18 protein-coding genes are annotated in these 20,098 nt (G+C 48.3%); 11 read left to right on the top strand and 7 right to left on the bottom strand.

The annotated features are described in order from the left end of the window. Positions 1–2 precede the first annotated feature (2 nt). Entirely contained in the window at positions 3–1,034 is a 1,032-nt protein-coding gene (arsB, locus tag ABWO75_RS07670; RefSeq protein WP_353184215.1) for an ACR3 family arsenite efflux transporter, read from the top strand. A gap of 35 nt (positions 1,035–1,069) precedes the next feature. On the opposite strand, the gene ABWO75_RS07665 is transcribed toward arsB, so the two are convergent. Beyond that, positions 1,070–1,669 carry a YdeI/OmpD-associated family protein gene (locus tag ABWO75_RS07665; RefSeq protein WP_353184213.1) on the bottom strand — a complete coding sequence of 200 codons (600 nt, stop codon included), beginning with the start codon at positions 1,667–1,669 and terminating at the stop codon, positions 1,070–1,072. Between the two features lie 6 nt (positions 1,670–1,675). Then, complete coding sequence (locus ABWO75_RS07660) at positions 1,676–2,089, bottom strand: VOC family protein (RefSeq protein WP_353184211.1); 414 nt, start codon at positions 2,087–2,089, stop codon at positions 1,676–1,678. A gap of 403 nt (positions 2,090–2,492) precedes the next feature. Between ABWO75_RS07660 and ABWO75_RS07655 the strand changes: the two genes are divergently transcribed. From ABWO75_RS07655 to ABWO75_RS07645, 3 genes are all read left to right on the top strand, one after another. After that, complete coding sequence (locus ABWO75_RS07655; RefSeq protein WP_353184209.1) at positions 2,493–3,509, top strand: aldo/keto reductase; 1,017 nt, start codon at positions 2,493–2,495, stop codon at positions 3,507–3,509. A gap of 24 nt (positions 3,510–3,533) precedes the next feature. After that, positions 3,534–4,427 (top strand): helix-turn-helix domain-containing protein, encoded by an 894-nt coding sequence (locus tag ABWO75_RS07650; protein WP_353184207.1) that lies wholly within the window; start codon positions 3,534–3,536, stop codon positions 4,425–4,427. 126 nt (positions 4,428–4,553) lie between these two features. Beyond that, the gene (locus ABWO75_RS07645) at positions 4,554–5,468 is read left to right on the top strand and encodes a PfkB family carbohydrate kinase (RefSeq protein WP_353184205.1); all 915 of its coding nucleotides are present in this window, start codon (positions 4,554–4,556) and stop codon (positions 5,466–5,468) included. 17 nt (positions 5,469–5,485) lie between these two features. Here the strand turns inward: ABWO75_RS07645 and ABWO75_RS07640 are convergent, their stop codons facing one another. The 3 genes from ABWO75_RS07640 to murB all read right to left on the bottom strand — a co-directional run bounded on the left by ABWO75_RS07640 (position 5,486) and on the right by murB (position 7,509). Next, the gene (locus ABWO75_RS07640) at positions 5,486–5,728 is read right to left on the bottom strand and encodes a cytochrome b5 domain-containing protein (protein WP_502922397.1); all 243 of its coding nucleotides are present in this window, start codon (positions 5,726–5,728) and stop codon (positions 5,486–5,488) included. A 29-nt stretch (positions 5,729–5,757) separates the two neighbouring features. Further along, entirely contained in the window at positions 5,758–6,273 is a 516-nt protein-coding gene (locus ABWO75_RS07635; RefSeq protein ID WP_353184201.1) for an RNA polymerase sigma factor, read from the bottom strand. Positions 6,274–6,483: 210 nt separating this feature from the next. After that, positions 6,484–7,509 carry a UDP-N-acetylmuramate dehydrogenase gene (gene murB / locus ABWO75_RS07630; protein ID WP_353184199.1) on the bottom strand — a complete coding sequence of 342 codons (1,026 nt, stop codon included), beginning with the start codon at positions 7,507–7,509 and terminating at the stop codon, positions 6,484–6,486. 112 nt (positions 7,510–7,621) lie between these two features. On the opposite strand from murB, the gene ABWO75_RS07625 reads away from it, so the two are divergent. Continuing rightward, complete coding sequence (locus tag ABWO75_RS07625) at positions 7,622–8,227, top strand: TetR/AcrR family transcriptional regulator (protein WP_353184197.1); 606 nt, start codon at positions 7,622–7,624, stop codon at positions 8,225–8,227. Between the two features lie 6 nt (positions 8,228–8,233). Here ABWO75_RS07625 and ABWO75_RS07620 read toward each other — a convergent pair whose 3' ends face one another. Continuing rightward, positions 8,234–9,211 (bottom strand): YpdA family putative bacillithiol disulfide reductase, encoded by a 978-nt coding sequence (locus ABWO75_RS07620; protein ID WP_353184195.1) that lies wholly within the window; start codon positions 9,209–9,211, stop codon positions 8,234–8,236. A 58-nt stretch (positions 9,212–9,269) separates the two neighbouring features. After that, on the bottom strand, positions 9,270–11,438 hold the full coding sequence (locus ABWO75_RS07615; protein WP_353184193.1) for an FUSC family protein: 2,169 nt from the start codon (positions 11,436–11,438) through the stop codon (positions 9,270–9,272). Between the two features lie 268 nt (positions 11,439–11,706). Between ABWO75_RS07615 and ABWO75_RS07610 the strand changes: the two genes are divergently transcribed. The 6 genes from ABWO75_RS07610 to ppk1 all read left to right on the top strand — a co-directional run. Beyond that, complete coding sequence (locus ABWO75_RS07610; RefSeq protein WP_353184191.1) at positions 11,707–12,390, top strand: hypothetical protein; 684 nt, start codon at positions 11,707–11,709, stop codon at positions 12,388–12,390. 204 nt (positions 12,391–12,594) lie between these two features. After that, on the top strand, positions 12,595–13,407 hold the full coding sequence (locus ABWO75_RS07605; RefSeq protein WP_353184189.1) for a DUF3575 domain-containing protein: 813 nt from the start codon (positions 12,595–12,597) through the stop codon (positions 13,405–13,407). A 403-nt stretch (positions 13,408–13,810) separates the two neighbouring features. Next, the gene (locus ABWO75_RS07600; protein ID WP_353184187.1) at positions 13,811–16,375 is read left to right on the top strand and encodes a phosphoenolpyruvate carboxylase; all 2,565 of its coding nucleotides are present in this window, start codon (positions 13,811–13,813) and stop codon (positions 16,373–16,375) included. An 83-nt stretch (positions 16,376–16,458) separates the two neighbouring features. Next, positions 16,459–17,022 carry a DUF4142 domain-containing protein gene (locus ABWO75_RS07595; RefSeq protein ID WP_353184185.1) on the top strand — a complete coding sequence of 188 codons (564 nt, stop codon included), beginning with the start codon at positions 16,459–16,461 and terminating at the stop codon, positions 17,020–17,022. 14 nt (positions 17,023–17,036) lie between these two features. Next, positions 17,037–18,071 (top strand): Gfo/Idh/MocA family oxidoreductase, encoded by a 1,035-nt coding sequence (locus ABWO75_RS07590; protein ID WP_353184183.1) that lies wholly within the window; start codon positions 17,037–17,039, stop codon positions 18,069–18,071. A gap of 136 nt (positions 18,072–18,207) precedes the next feature. Beyond that, a partial coding sequence (gene ppk1 / locus ABWO75_RS07585) for a polyphosphate kinase 1 (protein WP_353184181.1) occupies positions 18,208–20,098 on the top strand: 1,891 nt, incomplete at its 3' end.

Here is a 20,098-nt window from a genome sequence, read left to right as displayed (position 1 = left end):
TGATGCAGCCAAAACTGAAATTTCTTGATCGTTATCTTACCTTATGGATATTTCTTGCGATGGCGACAGGCATAGCCCTGGGCTATTTATTTCCCGGTATATCCGATGCTTTCGATAGCCTGTCTGTAGGTACAACAAATATTCCTCTTGCAATCGGACTGATACTGATGATGTACCCTCCATTGGCTAAAGTAGATTATTCCTCCTTATCCACTGCTTTCAAGGACAGAAAGGTAATTGGTATTTCTTTGTTTCTCAATTGGGTGGTCGGGACTGTACTCATGTTTGCACTGGCGGTTGTGTTTTTAAGAGACGAACCCGATTACATGGCGGGCCTGATACTGATTGGTTTGGCGAGGTGCATTGCGATGGTCATTGTATGGAATGATTTGGCAAAAGGGAACCGTGAATATGCCGCGTTATTGGTCGCATTGAACAGCATCTTTCAGATTTTCAGTTACAGCTTCCTGGTATGGCTATTTATCAATGTGTTGCCCAATAAATTAGGGCTGGCTAATTTCGATGTAAACGTATCGATGAAAGATGTAATCGAAAGCGTTTTGATATACCTGGGTATTCCGTTCTTCGCCGGTTTTCTAAGCCGTTACTTCTTAATCAGATCAAAAGGTATAAAATGGTATAACCAGCAATTCATTCGCAGCGTATCGCCTATCACATTATACGCTTTGCTGTTTACCATTGTGCTGATGTTCAGCCTAAAGGGCGACAAAATACTGGAGTTGCCGATGGATGTCATAAAAGTAGCAATACCGCTCGTTATTTATTTTGTGCTGATGTTTTTCATGAGCTTTTTTATTAATAAATCCTTGCGTGTTTCATACGATAAGAATGCATCCATCGCTTTTACAGCCGCTGGAAATAATTTTGAATTGGCAATAGCCATATCGATTGCAGTGTTCGGCATTCATTCACCTCAAGCGTTTGTAGGTGTCATTGGTCCACTCGTGGAAGTTCCGGTACTGATTCTGTTGGTCAAGGCAAGTTTGTGGTTAAAAAGAACGTATTACGCGTAAAAATTAGGGACGAATACCGATGATCCGCTCCGTTCTTAGCCCGCACCGGTCCGACGGAATTGCTTCGGTATATTTTGTTGCGCCGCCAGTTCTGCGATCTCATCAATCCGTTTCTTTCGGGTTTCCGGTCGTTTAGCCAATACAATCCATTGCAGCAGCATTTTTTTTAACGATCTGCTCAGACTTAGAAAATACGCCTCTGCACCGCCGTGATTGCTGAATGCTTCATCCAGGTCATCGGGAATTACCAACTCCTCCACGCTGTCTAAGATGGCCCATGAACCATTTTCTTTTGCAATCCGGATGGTTTCATAGCCTGCTGCTGTCATCAGATTGCCGTCTATTAATCGCTGAATTTTCTCTTTGTTGATTTTCGACCAGGTACTGCGGGGTTTACGTTTACTGAACAGCTGCATAAAGGAACATTCGTCAATCGTTTTCCGCGTACTGTCAATCCAGCCGAAACAAAGCGCCTCATCCACCATTTCACTCCAGCTGACGGTGGGTAAGTTTGATTTCCGGGTATTGCAGACCAGCCATACCGACTGCGCTGACTGATGATAGACTTCCAGCCATTGCCGCCATTCTGCCCGTGTATTTATATATATCGTTTGTCTTTCTGTTGCCGTTTGCATCGGAGGTTATTTTTGCGTGTTTAAGATTTCCAAATAGTGTTTATTGGTCATGATTCCTAAAATATTCCCGAAAGGATCAACCACCGAAGCCGTTACAAAATCGCCTTTCCCTCCGCTGCGGTCGATAAGGGGTTGATGCAGGACGGCCCCCGATGACAGGAGTTTGTCAAGTGTGGCGGGTACGTTATCCACATGCCAGTACACAATAGCCCCGCCTGGCCGTTCCGCAGCGCCGCCAGGGGCATACTTGCTGTCAATAATGCCAAGCTCATGCTGATAGTCGCCGATGCGAAACTCAATATATCCGGGAACATTAAAATACGGCTCCATGTTCAGGAAATCAGTGTACCATTTTTTTGCTTCTTCAAGATCCGATGCGTAAAAGCTTACGGTTGTTAACCCGCGCAAAATTGTTTCCATAGTGTTTTATTTGTATTCGTGATGATGTAAAATTAACAGGGGTTGTGACAACTGCATGGCAGTGCCATCGCCTAGAACAAAAATAATGCGAATTGCAACGGATGGGAGATTTCTTTTGAAGAATTAGTCTCAAATCCGCCCGGAATAAATAAACCGTTGTTTTGATAAGTGCAAGTACCATTGTGGTCGCATTTAACGCCAGCCTGCTCAAAATGAATAAAATCAGGTAATAATACGAAGGGACCATTTTTAGCTTCAAGGAAATTTGTTTGAATTTTGCAATGATCTGTTTGCACTCCGCAATCGCACTGCATGGATAACACGCTACTTTTGTTTGGATTTCATGAAAACCCCCAAGGGGTGCTAATGTATCCAGCGAATTTATCTTTTAAATCACGATCATATGCGATTAAAAATGCTTGGTGATACCGGTTTAGCGGTATCTGAATTGTGCCTGGGCACCATGACTTTCGGTGGCAAGGGCATGTGGACTTCCATCGGTACCCTGCCGCAGGATGAGGTCGACCAACTGGTGAAGTCAGCGGTAGACGGTGGTATTAATTTTATCGATACGGCAAACGTTTACAGCGAAGGGCTGAGTGAACAGATGACGGGCGCGGCTATACGGAACCTGGGTATTAAGCGGCACGAGCTGGTGGTGGCAACGAAAGTACGTGGCCGCATGGGTGAGGGACCGAATAACATCGGCCTGAGCCGCCGCCACATCCTCCAGCAGGCCGAGGAAAGCCTGACGCGCCTGGATACCGATTACATTGACCTGTACCAGATCCACGGCTTTGACCCCCTGGTACCTTTGGAAGAAACCCTGTATGCATTGGATAACCTGGTGCAAAGCGGCAAGGTGCGTTACATCGGTTGCAGTAATCTCGCCGCCTGGCAATTGATGAAGGCCCTGGGCTTATCGGCGCTTAACGGCCTATCAAAATTCATTTCGTTGCAGGCCTATTACACACTGGCTGGCCGTGAATTGGAACGTGAAATTGTGCCCTTGCTGCTCGACCAAAAAGTAGGCCTGATGGTGTGGAGCCCGCTGGCGGGCGGGTTTCTCAGCGGCAAATACAATCGTCATTCCGAAACAACTGAAGGGCGCCGGCTCAGCTTTGATTTCCCGCCCGTCAACAAAGACCGGGCCTTCGACATCATTGATGTAATGCGACGGCTGGCGACCGAAAAGGAGGTCAGTGTCGCACAGATCGCACTGGCGTGGCTGCTGCATCAGCCAGTGGTCACTTCGGTAATTATTGGAGCAAACAAGCAGTCGCAGCTGCACGATAACATGCGTTCCACAACCGTAGCGCTGACGGATGATGAGTTGAAGGCACTGGACGAGGTGAGCAGACTGACGCCGGAATATCCGGGCTGGATGCTGGACCGCCAGGGAAGCGACAGAAAATTGTAACTTTATGGCCTAACCCCCGTCGGCATGGACATCGAAACGTTCGAGGATTTTTACCGCAATAAATTCAATATAACCGCCACAGGCGTTAAACCGGATCTCGGGCAGTTTAATGTGTTCCCGATGAATTGCGCTACACATAAAAAGCCGATCCGATACAGCCGTAAAGATTACTATAAAATATCGTTTCTGCACGGACATTACGCCATTCACTATGCCGATAAGAGTTTTGAGGTGCAGGGTACCACACTGCTTTTTTTTAACCCGCAGGTACCCTACACCTTTGAGGCGATAGGGGAGCGCGGCGATGGGTATTTCTGTATTTTTAAGGCTTCATTTTTCAACGAATACCTGCGGGGCAACCTGCGGGACTTCCCCATGTATGCGCCGGGAGGAAAACCGGCGTATACACTGGATGAAGCGGTGGCGCAGGAAATTGGGGCCATATTTGAAAAGATGCTTGATAACATGCAATCCGACTATCGGTTCAAGTATGACCTGATGCGCAACTACGTGATGGAGATCATGCATTATGCGTTGAAAATGCAACCGGCAGAAAGCCAGCATGGCTATATTGACGCAAACACGCGGATCACTGCCGTGTTTATTGAATTGCTTGAGCGGCAATTTCCAATTGAGAGCATTGAACAGCACCTGACACTCCGTTCGGCAAAGGATTTTGCGGCGGAGCTGAATGTGCATGTAAATCACCTGAACCGGGCGGTAAAACACAGCACAGGAAGAACAACCACACATCACATCACAGACCGCCTGGTCAGCGAAGCCAAGGCGCTGCTGAAGCACACCGACTGGAATATTGCGGAGGTAAGCTACAGCCTTGGATTTGAAGAGCCTGCCCACTTCAGCAATTTCTTTAAAAAACAGACAGGTCTGACGCCGGGAATATTCCGGAGCAACTGAACCGGATAACCGGCCCATTACGGAAATCGCGGCAGCTCACATGCGTCCGTTGGATTATTTCTCAAAAAAGGCATACCTTTAGGCCCAGTTTAAAAAATGCATAAAACAATTTGACAGACCATTATTATGAGTTTAGTAATCATCGGTACCATCGCTTTCGATGCAATAGAAACCCCTTTCGGCAAGACAGATAAAATTGTAGGCGGAGCGGCGACGTTCGCCGGCCTGGCTGCGGCATACCTGTATAACCCCGTGAAGCTGATCGGTGTTGTTGGGGAAGACTTTGGCGATGAAAACCTCGGCATTTTTAAATCAAGGGATATCCAGCTCGATGGTGTCCAGATCAAGAAAGGCGAAAAGAGTTTTTTTTGGTCCGGCAAATACCATAACGACATGAATAACCGGGATACGTTGGTTACGGAACTTAATGTATTGGCTGATTTTGATCCGGTTGTTCCGGAGTCCTATCAGGACTGCAATTATCTTTTACTCGGAAACCTTACTCCCCAGGTGCAGGCAACGACCCTGAGCCGGCTACGCAAAAAACCGAAGCTGGTGGTGCTGGACACCATGAATTTCTGGATGGATACGGCTTGGGATGACCTGTTGCAGGTGTTGAAACAGGTGGACGTGCTGACGATTAATGATGCAGAAGCCCGTCAGCTTTCAGGTGAATATTCCTTGGTCAAGGCAGCGGAACACATTCTGAAACTGGGACCGAAATACCTGATCATTAAAAAGGGAGAGCATGGTGCGCTGTTATTCGGCGATGGTCAGATTTTTTCCGCCCCGGCATTGCCGCTGGCTGATGTTTATGACCCAACCGGCGCGGGTGATGCTTTTGCGGGCGGGTTCATAGGCTACCTGGCTAAGGTAGGTACGATCAATTTCAATAATATGCGGAATGCGGTAATATTGGGCTCGGCGCTGGCTTCGTTCTGTGTGGAAAAGTTTGGAACCGAGCGCCTGCGGGAACTGACCCAGGAAGATATTAATCAGCGGATTGCGCGCTTTACTGCGCTGAGCAGGTTTGATATCTGAATAGACTGACGCTCCGGTTATACCAGTTTTCCCACCACCGCAAACGCAGCGAATACCCGGTCAGTATGCGGGGCATCCGCCAGTTCGGCAGTTAAGTCCTGTCCGGCCCAATGCTCATAATGCATGCCCCTTAGCCAAAGGCGGCTGCTTGAAACGTCGTAAATATACGCGCGGTAGGCCACCCATATTTCGGGGCGGTCCTGTCCGTTTCGCAGCGCCAGTTGCGACCGTGAATAGGTAGGTAGCGGCGGGTCCGGCATGCATGTGGTTTCCTGGGAAGCAGCGGGCATCAGTTTCGGTCGTATTTATAGGGTGCCAATGCTTTTTTCATCGCCTTTCTGGCTACATGTATACGTGTTTTAACCGTCCCGATCGGTATATCCAGGTGCTTGGAAATTTCGTGGTATTTATATCCCTCGAAATACATGCTGAATGGTACGTAATATTCATCCGATAGCTGCGTCATCGCCCCCGAAATATCCTCCATGATAAATTTATTTTCCCCGCCGTTCCGCGTAGCACTATGCAAAAGGCTTGCGTGGGAAATTTCATCTGACTTGGAAACCAGCGCATTCGTCTTTACAAAACGCCTGTAGTGGTTGATGAACGTGTTTTTCATGATGGTATACAGCCAGCCTTTGAGGTTGGTTCCATCTTTAAACTTGCCGTAATAGGTTACCGCCTTCAGTACCGTGTCCTGTACCAGGTCATTCGCGTCTTCGTTGTCGTGCGTGAAATGCAGGGCATAACCTTTAAGGGAATCGGTGTGCTGAACCACTAAGGTGTTAAACTCAAATTTCGTCATTTCTTTACGGTTTAATGGATTCCAGCTTACGCTGGACCTCCGGGTTAAACATTTTTTTTATGTACAAATAAGCGGTCTTTCGCTTACTTGAAGAAAACGTGACGTTTTGCTTCGGTTTATCTAGTGTCGCCTTTCGTATTGCAAGTATCGTGCTAAAAAGAAATGATGTTGGTAAATTAATGCTAAGATATTAATAAGGTTTTGAAAATGCTATACCACATTTACTTCCCGTTCCAATCGAATTCCAAAGGTCTCTTTTACATCGTCGATAATCTGTGCAGATAGATTGTATATGTCTAATCCTGAGGCATTTTTGTGGTTCACCAATACCAATGCCTGGTTTTTCCAGGTGCCTGCATCACCGACTTGTTTCCCTTTCCAGCCACATTGTTCAATCAGCCACCCGCCGGCTATTTTAACATGGCCATTATTTGCCGGAAAATACACGAAGTCCAGGTGGGGGAATGCCGCTTGTAACTGACCAAAATGCTGTACAGTGATAACCGGGTTCTTGAAAAAACTGCCTGCATTGCCTATTGTAGCCGGATCAGGCAGTTTTTCGGTCCGTATGCTGGAAATCGCCTCGGCAACGTCTGATAAAGTAGGCTGATGGATTCCCCGGCTCTCCAGTGCCGAACGGACCGCTCCATAGCCGGTATTCAGCACGGGGGTGAGCGACAGGTTCAGCGACAGTTGGGTGATGATATACCTTCCCTTCTCTCTTTTGAAGCGGCTGTCGCGATAAGAAAATCCACATTCCTCTTGGGAGAAGGTTGTCATTTCCCCAGTTTGTGTATCAAATGCGCGGCATTGGCGGAAGACCGCGCTGAGTTCGGCACCGTAGGCCCCGATATTCTGAACCGGCGCTGCGCCAGCCGTTCCTGGGATCAGCACCAGGTTTTCAATACCGCCGAATCCGCGGTCCACACAATACCAGACCAGGTCGTTCCAGGTTATGCCACCACCCGCCGTAACCTCTACGGATGTTCCATTGACGCGGTGGTCAATGCCTTGGATGGCCATGTGGATGACCAGCCCGTCAACATCCTGTGTAAACAGGATATTACTCCCACCGCCCAGAATCAGCACGGGCAGACGCAGCAGGTCTTCGTGCTGTGTATATAGCTGCTTTAGTTCCGTTTCATCGTTAATTTCGACAAAATAACGCGCCGTGGCGTCAACACCGAACGTGTTATAAGATTTTAACGGGAAGTTTTCCTGGATCAAAAGCCTCATATATTGACGGATATTTTCAATTATTCAAAAGTATGTTTAACTTTAGCTCAGTTAGCTTTGGTTTCCAAAGATACGCGATTGACCTGAGAGCAAATAATTGGATTTTGATGATATGATTAATGCAGATAAAAAACGCACATTGATCCTGGAGGCGGCTACCCGTAGATTTGCTCATTTTGGACTGACCAAAACGACGATGGCGGAGATTGCGAAAGACCTTTCGTTTTCCAAGGCATTGTTGTATTACTACTTTCCGGATAAGAACAGCCTGTACGCCGCGGTACTGGAACACGTCATGCGAAAGACATTCCAGGAAATTGAAGAGGGCTTAAATGCCATCAACGACTGTGAGGAAGCGATGATGTACATGCTGGATAAGCGGATTGCGTTTATCACCAAATACTATACCCTGCTGGAATATTCCATGTCGGCGGTTCAGCAGATGCCGGATGAGATGGCCTGTGTAATGGGTGAAGCCAAGGATGAAGAAATAGAGCTCATCAGTGCAATATTGCGTAAAGGCAATGCGAATGGACAGCTACAGGTGGATGATGTGGCTGAAACAGCTGAGATTATCCTGTATGCGCTGGTTGGTATGCGGTTCAGCGTACTGAGTGACATTAAGGGATTGCTGTTTCCGACGAAGGAGGAATTCGACCGTATTCTGGCTCTGCAGAAAAAGATGGCCATCATACTGCTTAAGGGACTTCGTGCGTAACGGCTGTTAGCTGCCGCTGATGATGTGCCGGACGATCTGGCTGGCATGGATGCGGGAGTTCTCAATAAACCACAGGTGGGTATTCATGCCGCCGCAGACGACCCCCGCAAGGTAGAGGCCAGAGACATTTGTTTCCATCGTTTCGGGATTGTGGTAGGGTACTCTTGAAGCATCTTTTGCAAGATCGATGCCAATACGTTCCAAAAAGCTGAAATTGGGTTGGTAGCCCGTTAGCGCCAGCACAAAGTCGTTACCCAAGGTGATTGGCCCGGTAGGCGTAAGTACGTCCACCGAGGTGGCCCGGATTTCGGTAAGCCGGCTATTAAACAATGCTGTTATCTCGCCATTGGCAATCCGGTTTTCGATGTCTGGCCTAACCCAGTATTTGACTCGTTTTCCAATACCACTATCCCGCACTACCAGCGTCACTTCCGCACCCTTGCGATAGGTTTCCAGGGCGGCATCCACCGATGAATTACTGGCACCGACCACCACGACCCGCTGGCCGGCATAATAGTGAGGGTCATGATAATAATGGGCAACTTTCGGCAAAGATTCGCCCGGAATATCCAGCATGCACGGAATGTCATAAAATCCAGTAGCCACAATCACGTGTCCGGCCCGGTAAACCGCCTTGGATGTGGTTACCTTAAATCCGGAGTCCTGCTTTTCCACTGTTCCCACCTCTTCAAAGAGCCGGATATTCAAACTGAATTTCTGCTGTACCCGGCGGTAGTATTCCAGTGCTTCGGCGCGCCGGGGCTTTGAATTAATGGAAGCAAAAGGTACATCCCCGATTTCCAGCCGTTCCGAAGTGGAGAAGAATGTCATGGTCTGTGGGTAATTAAAGAGCGAGTTCACCAGACACCCCTTTTCAATGATGATGTACGAAAGGCCAGCCGCCTGTGCCTCGATACCACAGGCCAGTCCAATAGGCCCGCCACCAACAATGAGTACGTCAAAACGATCGGTAGCTATTTCCATGCAGGGCAAAGATACGCGACAATCGCGCGAAAACAAAAATCACAGGCGGAATGTTGCATCAGGCGGGGTATCGGCTTTTTTGCTGTTCCGCCAACCGGTCACAGGTTTTATGCAGATCAACTGCGATGCGGTTTAGGAACTGGAGCTGTTCGGTAATTAGCCTAAGTTCTTCCGAATCGATATTGTTTGCATCGATATCAGCAGGTGTTTCCACTTCAGTTTCATGGAAATCATCAGCGGCATCATCCGGTTCGAATAGGTGGATTGACTGGGCCAGGGTATACAACGTTTTGCGGATCGTCTTAATATGCTCTCCGGTCAACGCGGAATTATCGGCCTCCTGCACATTGTTGAGCAGGGTGACCGAGTAAGAGGAAAGAATGTGGTTAAATACAACAAACTTGTTCATCTCCTTTGTATTCTGCTGCTTGTATTTGGGCTCAGTGATCATTCGCTGGAACGCCGACCCCATGTTGGCTGTGGTGATGTACACCTCTTTACGGGCCAATTTATAATCCGTAACACTGAGCGTTTGGCCTGCAATGATTTTCAATGCCTGGGCGATATACTGATAATTAGCGATCAGCAGTTTTCGCATCGCACCCTGGACCTGTGCGCTCTCCCAGCTGGGCAGGATGATGTAGCTGGAAACAAAAGCCAGTCCCGATCCGATGAAGGTATCGATTATCCGCTCACGGAGTACCGACAGCGTATTCATATCGAGAAAACTGAATAGGATGAGAATATAAGGTGTCATGAACATGACGCTCACGATGTAGTTGATCCGGATCAGGCTATAAGTGGCCACCATCAGGAACAGCAGCAGGATGAAAAGGGACGTTTCATCTTTGACCAGCAGAAGGATCAATGCCCCAGCGATACCGCCGATGACTGTACCAACCAACCGCTGGAAGTTCCGTTGTTTGGTGAGACTGAAACCTGGTTTTAGGATCACCATGATGGTGAGTAGAATCCAGTAGCTGTGTGTGCCAATATCAAGCATAAAGGAGATCAGGTAACCCATGCCCAGTACAGTGGCCATGCGGACCGCATGGCGGAACTGCGTCGATTTCAATGTGAGGTTTTCCCGGAATTGTTTGAGATCAATTTCCTTGTGTTCAACAAATCGCTTTAAATCAGCTTCTTCCCGTCGAAACGTATTGGTTTGCTTCGCATCGAAGTAACCATAAATATTGGTTATCCGCTGGATCAGGTTGCGTACATTAATCAGGATCTTTTTTAGCGGCAGCGTATTTACGCCGTAGGTCTGCTCGGTATGATCAATCGCCATGTGCAACTGTTCCAGTTCCTGTTTGAAATCATACAGTGGTTTGGGTCGTTTGTTGGCATTGATCTGGTATGCCAATCGGTCGAGCTCGTTGCTGATCCGCAGGATCGTCCGTTTGAAATGCTGGAGCATGCCGGTTTTGCCAAACTGATCCCGTATGGAATCGTAGTCGTAGTGGGTTGCCATACTCTGCTCAAACAGGTCGATGATATCCGTAAAAATCAGGATCAGCAGCCGGCCAATTTTAGTGGTGTCACGTATAATCCGCTTGCTCCGGAAAAGCTGGTCGCGTACGTTGTCCTGATGTTCGCTCACAACGATCTGCTGTTCGATGAGGGTGCGGTAGTTTTTATCAGTGTCTGTCGAGGGATCATAGAACCGGGCCTTGATCCGGATGTAGTCTGCCACATTGTGGATGGATTCGGCCAGCTCTTGCTGGGCCTGACGATAGGGACGCACCTGGTGGAGCGAGAGGCTGAGCAGCATGTACCAAACGCAGCCGATCAGCAGGTAGGCCAGATGGGATATGGCGTCGGATGCCACATCACCGGCTCCGGTATTGAGGATAATGATCATGATGCCCATCGTACCCACAGAAGAGGCCCGCGCACCATATACAGCGAACATGGAAAAAAGGAAGCCCAAGCCAACGATCGTCAAGCCAAGCAAAAAGGGCTGACTGTTTACCAGCAGCGTGATGAGTGCAGCGGCAAACACAACGGCTGTACACGCAAACATGCCGTTGCGGCGATGACTTGGCGGTCCCGGCGTGTCGACAAGTCCAACGGCGAGGGCACCGAGTGAAATGGTGATCCCGATCTGCAGGTCGCCCAATAGCGAGAAAATAAGCGCAGGCGTTACCGTGCCGAAGGTGATGCGCATCCCGTCGGCAAAGTACTGGCTATAAAAGAAATTCTGGATATCCTGTGCCTTTTTCATTTTTCTGTGCCTGAAAGCATGCTGAAACGGTACCCCTATCGGCAGATCGGCGGTATGTACAAAGATATGTAAAAAGATTGTGATAGTAGCGCTCAACGCCGTTTATGAAGGGCCTGTCTGTTGGGCTTCGACAGTATGGAAAATACTTACTTTTGGGTATATATGTTGTTTTTCGGTATCCGTAGTTTTGTGTGATCAATCAACAGTAAGACGTGAAATCGCGATGGATCGTTAACTCATTTTATCATTTAAAAAACAAACGGTTACTATGAAAATTAAACATCTACCAATCATGATGGCGGCATTCGTTATGTCCTTTGCGCTATTTGCCGCTCCTGCTCAGGCTCAGAAGCCGAAAAAGCGAACCATTACCATCAGCACGGAAAGCGGTGCGAATTTATTCATCGACGGCAATCAGGTGACCTCGCCCGCCAAAATTAAGATTGATAAACGGGCTGCTGTAAACGTACGTGTCGAGAAGGTGGGGTTCGTTACCGAGATCCGTAACTACGACAACAACGGCATTAACGTGATTCCGAAAACGGATTTCATTCAGCTTACGAAAGACGAGGCATATGAAAATTCCTTTGTCACCAACCTGGCGAACCAGGATATCGACATTAAGCCATCGAGAAACACCGATGAATCCTGGCTGTTATTGAACCGCATCGTCACGGGCTCATTTGATGTCATCGCCATAATGGATAAGGCAACAGGGTATATGGCGACGGCATGGTCTGCCAAGGCGTTTAACTCTGGTGTCGTTCGTACCCGACTGATTATCAGGACAACCAGTTCCAATCCGTTGGAATACAAGGCGAAACTGGTTTCTGAAATCGCGCCTCCGGGAACCAGTGTTAATTCGGATGAATCTTTTCGTCGGTGGGACCGCGTGTTGAGGACGTACGAAAGCGTTATTCCCGATATGCAGAGCCGTTTGGCAGTTAACTAACCGACTCGGACTGCCCAGTGGAATAGCTGCTGTGACGGTGCAAAAAGATCATGCCTAAATCGAAAGATAGAACGGATAGCCGGATTTTGTGCTGTCCGTTTTTTTATCAGCCTAATGCGGTGACTAAAACAACAATCAATAAATACTGTTTCTTTTTTGATCAAGACGCGTTGTGGATACAATGAATCACCTACTATGGATGTAATGAACTGCTTAAAGACTTTTCTTTTTCTGTTATTAACCAGCCTTATTTCGTATGGCTACGCACAGGAATACCAGCTGCGCGCCGTTCCGGATCCCGCACTGCAGTCCGGACAGGTTGCAGGCGATTATGATATGAACGTTGCCAAAATCAATCTGCTGGCACTCCCCCTGCGTAGTTTTTCATTTCAATATGAGCGGCTGGTCGCGCGGAAAATATCCGTTGGGCTGGGCCTGGCTACGGTTCCCCGGGGTAGTTTTCCAATGCTCGGCAGCTTTGAATCCATTATTGATGATGCGGAAACTTTTGATGACCTGAAGCACGTACGGGTTGGCGGCACGGCCATTACACTGGAACCGCGTTTATATTTCGGCAGGCACGATGGGCCGCGGGGATTCTATCTTGCCCCGTATTTCCGTTACAGTACTTATGGCCTGGATTTCGCAGAATTTGAATATGAGGTGAGTCTAACGGGTGAATCCGGCACGATATCTGAAACCCGAAATATCCCGCTCACGGGACGGGTCAACAGTTTTACGGGGGGGATACTTTTTGGTGCGCAGTGGCGTATTGCGCAACGAGTTTACCTCGACTGGTGGATATTGGGTGCGGCGTACGGAGGTGCAAAAGGCGACTTGAAGGGAACTGCTACGCTGAGTCCGCAGGAGCAGGAGGGGTTACGCGAGGCATTGAACGAACTGGAGATCCCGATGGTTGAAACCACTGCTTCCGTCGACGCAAACGGCGGCCGGTTGTTGCTGAGGGGACCCTGGGCGGGTGCCCGTATGGGGCTGGCCATCGGGGTTGCATTTTAAGCGCGTCCAACCACTGCGTTTTCGAAGGACAGGTAGCGCTGACTCCCGCTCCGGCACGTCGGGCGGTCGATTTGGTGCACCCGGTCAAATTGCATAGTATAACCTTTAACACGTTTAAGACAAGCGCTTTCGGGCGCTGTCTTATTTTTTAGGCGGGCAGCGACCATCTGTTTCCGCGTTTGTTTTTTCACAGCAGATAACAGGGACTTTTTTCGTCGGAAAACAGCATCACTATATTGGATTTTTTTCAACACATTCCTGTAATTATTGCTATTGTAGTAACGTTTTGTCCATTTTTTAACAAACTATTTTTATATTTGGCGGTTTGGTTAGCGGAATTGTCCAATGATGCTAACCCGAAGATATCAACATTCGTTATATTTAGTTCCTCATTTTATATGGCATGAAGTTAAGTAAAAAGCAAGCAGTCTTTGAAAACGAAGTACTCACCCGGTTTGAGCTGTTCAATAGTCTATTTATGACATTGCCGTTTTATCAGGTGAAGCATACGGGAACGCTCCTGCCATTCTTCACTACGCATTGTGAACGGGGGGTGGCAAACAAGCTGGATCCGGAAACCATTATCGAGAGCTTCTTTAACGAATATAAACAGTATATCGGCGAATCCGACCGGATAGACCTGTTGTTCCGGATTATCCAGTATATTGAACGCCAGGTCGTGCTTTTTGATGCGGTGGAAGATTCGGCGTTTAAAAAAACCGGCCGTTCGGACGAGGCGGGCATGCTGGACTCCGTATTTAAATTGACGGAAAACAATAAGGCACTCCGGAAAAAGCTTATCGATAAACTCCAGAACTTTTCGCTTCGGTTAGTCCTGACGGCGCATCCGACACAGTTCTATCCGGGGCCCGTACTGTCCATCATTACGGACTTAACAGAAGCCCTCAAACAGAACGACATTCATAATGCCCACCTGCTGCTGCAGCAACTGGGAAAAACACCGTTTATGAATAAGCGTAAACCAACACCGGTGGATGAAGCGATCAGCTTGGCTTGGTTTCTCGAGAACGTGTTTTACCCGGTGGCATCGGCCATCCAGTCGAAAATCGACGATGAGTTTGATATATCCGCTGAAGATATCAATCCGGTGGTGGAACTTGGTTTCTGGCCGGGCGGTGATCGCGATGGTAATCCTAACGTTACCGTGGAAAGTACCCGGCAGGTCGCGATGCTGCTTCGTACGGTCCTCTTCCGCTGTTACTACCGCGATTTCCGGGTACTGAAAAGACGCCTGACCTTCCGGGGTGTGGAAAAATACATGGATAAGCTGTACGACCTGTTGTATGAAAACAGCTTTAATCCGCCCCAGACCCCGATGAATGAAAAAAGTCATATTCTTCAAAACCTGCGTGAAATAAAACGGGTGCTTGTGGAATACCACGATGGACTGTTTGTGGAACTGGTTGACGATATGGCGCGGAAAGTAAAGACATTCGGTTGCTTTTTTGCCACACTGGACCTTCGGCAGGACAGCAGCATCCTACGGCAGACGCACCGGTACCTGCGCGAAAAATACCCGGACCTGACCGGCATAAGTGCCGATTTCGAACAGCAGGATGAGGCAAGCAAACAAGCGGCTTTGAAGTTCCAGGAACTGGATATGCGGCACGATGCGACGGCTTCGCCGCTGGTGGCCGATACACTTGACGTGATCCGTCTGATTAAGGAAATCCAGCTATCGGGTGGGGAGCGTGCAGCGCAGCGGTTTATCATCAGCAATTGCCAGCAGGCATCCGATATCCTTGAGCTGATGGAGCTGTTCCTTTGGAGCGATTGGAAACGGGACTCGCTGCACATGGACTTTGTGCCACTTTTCGAGACTGTGGACGACCTCGAGCGGGCAGCAGATGTGATGAAATCACTGTATACCCATAAACAGTACGCGGCACACCTGAAGCGCCGGGGTAACCGGCAAACGATTATGCTGGGTTTCTCCGACAGTACCAAGGACGGCGGTTACCTCATGGCCAATTGGTCTATCTATAAAGCCAAAATAGAACTTACCGCCATCGCGCGTCAATATGATGTGGACCTGGTATTTTTTGATGGAAGGGGAGGACCCCCAGCCCGCGGCGGAGGAAAAACCCAGCGGTTCTATGCAGCCATGGGAAAAGAAGTGGTCAATGACCACATCCAGCTGACCATCCAGGGACAGACCATCAGTAGCCAGTACGGTTCGTTGGACACGGCCCATTACAATATTGAGCAGCTGCTTTATGCCGGACTTAATTCGCACATTGGCCAGAAAGACGGCGATACGCTAAGCGTAGAGAAAAAGAAGCTGATCGACTACATGGCTAACATCAGTCATGAAAAATTCCTGGAGTTGCGGCATGATCCGCTCTTTCTCAAATACCTCGAACGGTTCAGCCCGCTCAAGTTTCTCTCGCAGATCAACATCAGCAGCCGCCCTGTGAAGCGGAATGCCGATCGCGAACTGCGTTTGGAGGATCTCCGTGCCATCAGTTTTGTTACCTCATGGAGCCAGCTGAAGCAAAACATTCCTGGTTTTTATGGGGTGGGCATGGCCCTGCAGCAGGCGGATAAAGATGGCCGTTGGAATGAGGTGGTGGAGCTGTATGAAACTTCGGGGATGTTTAAAACAATGATTGACAATTGCATGATGTCGATGTCCAAATCCAATTTTGATTTGACATCTTATATTCAGAAAGATAAGGAATTTGGGGCTTTCTGGCAGAAAATGTGTGACGAGTTTGACCGGACGAAGGCTTATGTGCTGAAGCTCAGCCAAAGCACCACGTTGATGGAAAACTATCCGGTAGAACGTGAGTCCATTGCCATGCGCGAGAAAATCGTACTGCCGCTGCTTATTATCCAGCATTACGCCATCAGGCAGTTGCAGGAAGAGCCAGACAACGAAGTGTATGCTAAATTGGTAACGCGTACCATATATGGTGTGGTCAACGCCGGACGGAACCTGGCATAACCCTTGGTTGATCGATCAAGGAACTTGTTTGATAAGAAGCGCATTTTAGCTAAGTTTGCCTGTCAAAAAATAAAAATAGTACTATGAAATTGGATAAGATTTCCCTCATTGCTGCATGTGCAGTATTTACGTTAGGTTCTTGTGTACGGCATTCAGGAGAGCCGATGGGCCGGGCTACATTGTTTAATAATAAAACAGGTGTGGATACCGAGGGCTTTAGCTTTTTTAAGTCTGTGCATGAGGCAGCAGCATATGAAGTGGACCTCGCCAACCGGATCGGAGCATCGGCTACTTCGCCGGAAGTAAAGAAACTGGCAAGCCAGGTAGTCGAAACCTATCAGTCCATTTTACCTGAGCTTGTGGAGATTGCCACGGTGGAGTATGTTATTTTGCCGGATCCGGGAGCGTTAGTGGAAAGTGTTCCCGCAGATTCAACGGCAGACAGCCTGTCTACAGTCGGTACAGTTACGGAACAGGATTATATTGCCCATGTACAACATCAGCAGGCGATGATATTGGAACAGTTTAACCGGGCCAGCCGGAATACCAACAAGCAGCTGCGCAACTTTGCAGCAGCGAAGCTTCCGGCTGTCCAGGAATTATATGCCCTGGCGGGAGGTAAAGCCGATCACGGGGCGCATCACTGATAAACAGGAATCCCATGGCCAAAAAGAAAAGCATCGTTACAGGTATCCTGTCGTATGGAATGTCCGGAAGGGTATTCCATGCGCCTTTTATCCACCAGAAGACGCGCTTCGATTTGCGAGCCGTGGTAGAACGCCATGAGAAACACGCGCAGCATCGTTATCCGGGTATTATCAGCTATGATTCGGTAGAGGAGCTACTGCGTGACGAAGCGATTGAACTGGTCATCGTCAATACGCCGAATAACCTGCATGTAGCGCATGCTACACAGGCATTGAATGCTGGGAAACATATATTGGTTGAAAAACCTTTTGCCACCAACAGCGCGGAAGCAAAGGAATTGTTTGCACTGGCCCGAAAGATGGACAGGCACATAATGGTATTCCAGAACCGCAGGTGGGACAGCGACTTTAAACTGCTTAAGCGTGTGGTGGAGCGCGATACCTTGGGGGAACTGATCGAACTTCATGTCCGGTTCGACCGCTACCGCATGGAAAAAAGCGCGAAGACATTTAAAGAAACTGATATTCCCGGAAGCGGGGTATTGTACGACCTCGGACCGCATTTGCTGGATCAGGTCATTAGCCTGTTTGGCAAACCAGAGAAAAGCCTGAAGATCACCAGCACACATCGCCCAGGTTCCGAAGTGGCTGATTTTGCTACCTTGATACTGAATTATCAAAACGGGCTTACCGTGTTTATACATGCAAGTCTGCTGGTGGCAAACCCCTTACCTGCTTATGTTTTGCACGGTATGAAGGGATCTTTCCAAAAAGTACGCGCCGATGTGCAGGAAGACCAGTTACAGGCCGGTATTTCGCCCAAAGACCCTGAGTATGGTATTGAGCCTGCCGGAAAGGAAGGGTTGATTACACTAATTAAACCAAATGGCGACCGTGAATTGCGCTATCGGGAAGCGCTTAAGGGCGATTATAATGACCTTTTCAACGCGGTTTATGCCCAAATCCGCCGGGATGAGCCTTTTCCGGTGAAAGAAGAAGAGATCCTTTGGCAAATGGAAATCCTGGAACAGTCGGCCTGGAATGGCTAAAGACCGCTTTAATAAGAAATTAACACCCGCTTACGGCTGATAACATACAGGATGTTGGTTATCATGAATTAACAACGAGTTAACATTAAAAAAATCTTGTATTGTTAATATTGGCCTGTTTACTGTAAGCGGCCATATGTTGACCATTGTGAAGCGAAAATATCCATTTATTAACCGGGAGATCAGCTGGCTGTATTTCAATGAACGCGTGCTTCAGGAAGCCGCGGATAAAACGGTTCCCCTTATTGAACGGCTTCGTTTCCTGGCTATATTTTCCTCCAATCTGGACGAATTTTACCGGGTGCGGGTAGCTACGCTTAATCGGTTGGTGGATATCAATAGCAAAACCAAAACACTGCTTGGATTTAACCCCCGGAAAATTCTCAATGAGATTAAAAATCTGGTAGTCAGGTTGGAGCGTCGGTTTGATTACCTGTATGAGTATGAAATTATCAAGGAACTGGAGGCGCAGAAGATATTCATCATTAATGAACAGCAGCTCAATGTGGCGCGCGGGACTTATGTGCGTGAATATTTCAGGCGACAGGTGCTGCCTACACTGGTTCCTATTATGCTGGAGCGCGAGGATCATGCCGCATTTCCCGAACTGAAGGACCGGCATATTTATTTTATTGTAAAACTTACGTTCCGCAAGAAAATCAAGTATGCCCTGCTGGAAATCCCTACGGCCATCATCTCAAGATTCCTGATATTGCCGGAAAACAAAGGGTTGAAATTTATCATTTTGCTTGATGATATTATCCGGTATTGCCTGGACGACCTGTTTTTTATTTTTGAGTATGACACCGTAGAGGCTTATAGTATCCAGTTGACGCGTGATGCGGAGTTGGATATTGATGTGAATATGAGTGACCGGTTTGTTGATGCGCTGATGCAAAGCCTCCAGCGCCGCGACAAGGGGCGTCCCATGCGGTTGCTCTATGACAGTGATATTCCGCTGGATGCCTTGAATTACTTAGTAGCACAGATGCGGCTCGATCCGGGGGCGATGATCCCCGGGGGGCGGTACCATAATTTTAAGGATTTTATTGATTTCCCTAACGTGGGAAGTGACGCGCTGGAATATGCCGTACAACCGCCATTGCGGGTCCACAACCTCGACCTCAGCCGGAGCATCTTTGGCCAGATGGCACAGCGCGACTACCTGGTTAACCTGCCTTATCAGTCATTTGACTATATCGTTCATTTCCTGCGGGAAGCTGCAATTGATCCGAAGGTCAAGGAAATCAGTATTTCACTCTACCGGTTAGCTGAAAATTCCAGTGTGATCAATGCATTGATTAATGCTGCACAGAATGGAAAACGGGTGAACTGCCTCCTTGAACTGAAGGCGCGTTTTGATGAAGAAGCCAATATTTACTGGCGGAACAGGCTGGAGGCAGGCGGTGTGAATGTGAATATCGGGATTGTGGAATATAAGGTGCACGCTAAAATCTGCCTGGTTGCACGCCGGGAAAAACAGGGCATGGTCTATTATGCGAACCTGGCTACCGGTAACTTTAACGAGAAGACCGCTAAGCTATATTGCGATCACAGCCTTTTTACGGTGAATCCAATGATTACCAAGGACCTCAAACGACTATTCAAGGGGTTGGAGAATAAGGTGTTCCATCGTGCATACAAGGCAATTATTACATCCCCACTGGAAACCCGCAATAAATTTTATCAGCTTGTCGACCGGGAGGTGGAAATTGCGAAGGCCGGCGGCAAGGGCTATATGATTCTGAAGATGAACAGCCTATCGGACGACCGGATCATTGAAAAGTTATATGAGGCAAATAACGTTGGGGTGACGATCCAGCTGATTATCCGTGGCATGTGCTGCCTGGTGCCGGGGATTAAGGGGTTTAGTGAACGAATTACCGTCAGAAGTATTGTGGATCGGTACCTCGAACATGCACGGGTGTGGGTTTTTGGTAATGGTGGAGCCGAAGAAGTATACCTTTCTTCGGCCGACCTGATGACCCGAAATATCGATCGGCGGGTGGAGGTAGCGTTTCCTATTT

It is taken from the genome of Parapedobacter lycopersici (assembly GCF_040395035.1).
Lineage (GTDB): Bacteria > Bacteroidota > Bacteroidia > Sphingobacteriales > Sphingobacteriaceae > Parapedobacter > Parapedobacter lycopersici_A.
Note: the sequence above shows the minus strand (reverse complement) of the source record. Positions and strands in the feature narration are given on the sequence as shown.

Bases quoted from the DNA above. Each gene is read 5' to 3' on its own strand.
- ABWO75_RS07610 (WP_353184191.1), top strand. From the start codon at position 11,707: ATGAAAATTAAACATCTACCAATCATGATGGCGGCATTCGTTATGTCC.
- ABWO75_RS07595 (WP_353184185.1), top strand. From the start codon at position 16,459: ATGAAATTGGATAAGATTTCCCTCATTGCTGCATGTGCAGTATTTACG.
- ABWO75_RS07655 (WP_353184209.1), top strand. From the start codon at position 2,493: ATGCGATTAAAAATGCTTGGTGATACCGGTTTAGCGGTATCTGAATTG.
- ABWO75_RS07605 (WP_353184189.1), top strand. From the start codon at position 12,595: ATGAACTGCTTAAAGACTTTTCTTTTTCTGTTATTAACCAGCCTTATT.
- ABWO75_RS07615 (WP_353184193.1), bottom strand. From the start codon at position 11,438: ATGAAAAAGGCACAGGATATCCAGAATTTCTTTTATAGCCAGTACTTT.
- ABWO75_RS07625 (WP_353184197.1), top strand. From the start codon at position 7,622: ATGATTAATGCAGATAAAAAACGCACATTGATCCTGGAGGCGGCTACC.
- ABWO75_RS07650 (WP_353184207.1), top strand. From the start codon at position 3,534: ATGGACATCGAAACGTTCGAGGATTTTTACCGCAATAAATTCAATATA.
- ABWO75_RS07645 (WP_353184205.1), top strand. From the start codon at position 4,554: ATGAGTTTAGTAATCATCGGTACCATCGCTTTCGATGCAATAGAAACC.
- ABWO75_RS07620 (WP_353184195.1), bottom strand. From the start codon at position 9,211: ATGGAAATAGCTACCGATCGTTTTGACGTACTCATTGTTGGTGGCGGG.
- ABWO75_RS07640 (WP_502922397.1), bottom strand. From the start codon at position 5,728: ATGCCGGACCCGCCGCTACCTACCTATTCACGGTCGCAACTGGCGCTG.
- ABWO75_RS07635 (WP_353184201.1), bottom strand. From the start codon at position 6,273: ATGACGAAATTTGAGTTTAACACCTTAGTGGTTCAGCACACCGATTCC.
- ABWO75_RS07665 (WP_353184213.1), bottom strand. From the start codon at position 1,669: ATGCAAACGGCAACAGAAAGACAAACGATATATATAAATACACGGGCA.
- ABWO75_RS07660 (WP_353184211.1), bottom strand. From the start codon at position 2,089: ATGGAAACAATTTTGCGCGGGTTAACAACCGTAAGCTTTTACGCATCG.
- murB (WP_353184199.1), bottom strand. From the start codon at position 7,509: ATGAGGCTTTTGATCCAGGAAAACTTCCCGTTAAAATCTTATAACACG.
- arsB (WP_353184215.1), top strand. From the start codon at position 3: ATGCAGCCAAAACTGAAATTTCTTGATCGTTATCTTACCTTATGGATA.
- ABWO75_RS07600 (WP_353184187.1), top strand. From the start codon at position 13,811: ATGAAGTTAAGTAAAAAGCAAGCAGTCTTTGAAAACGAAGTACTCACC.
- ABWO75_RS07590 (WP_353184183.1), top strand. From the start codon at position 17,037: ATGGCCAAAAAGAAAAGCATCGTTACAGGTATCCTGTCGTATGGAATG.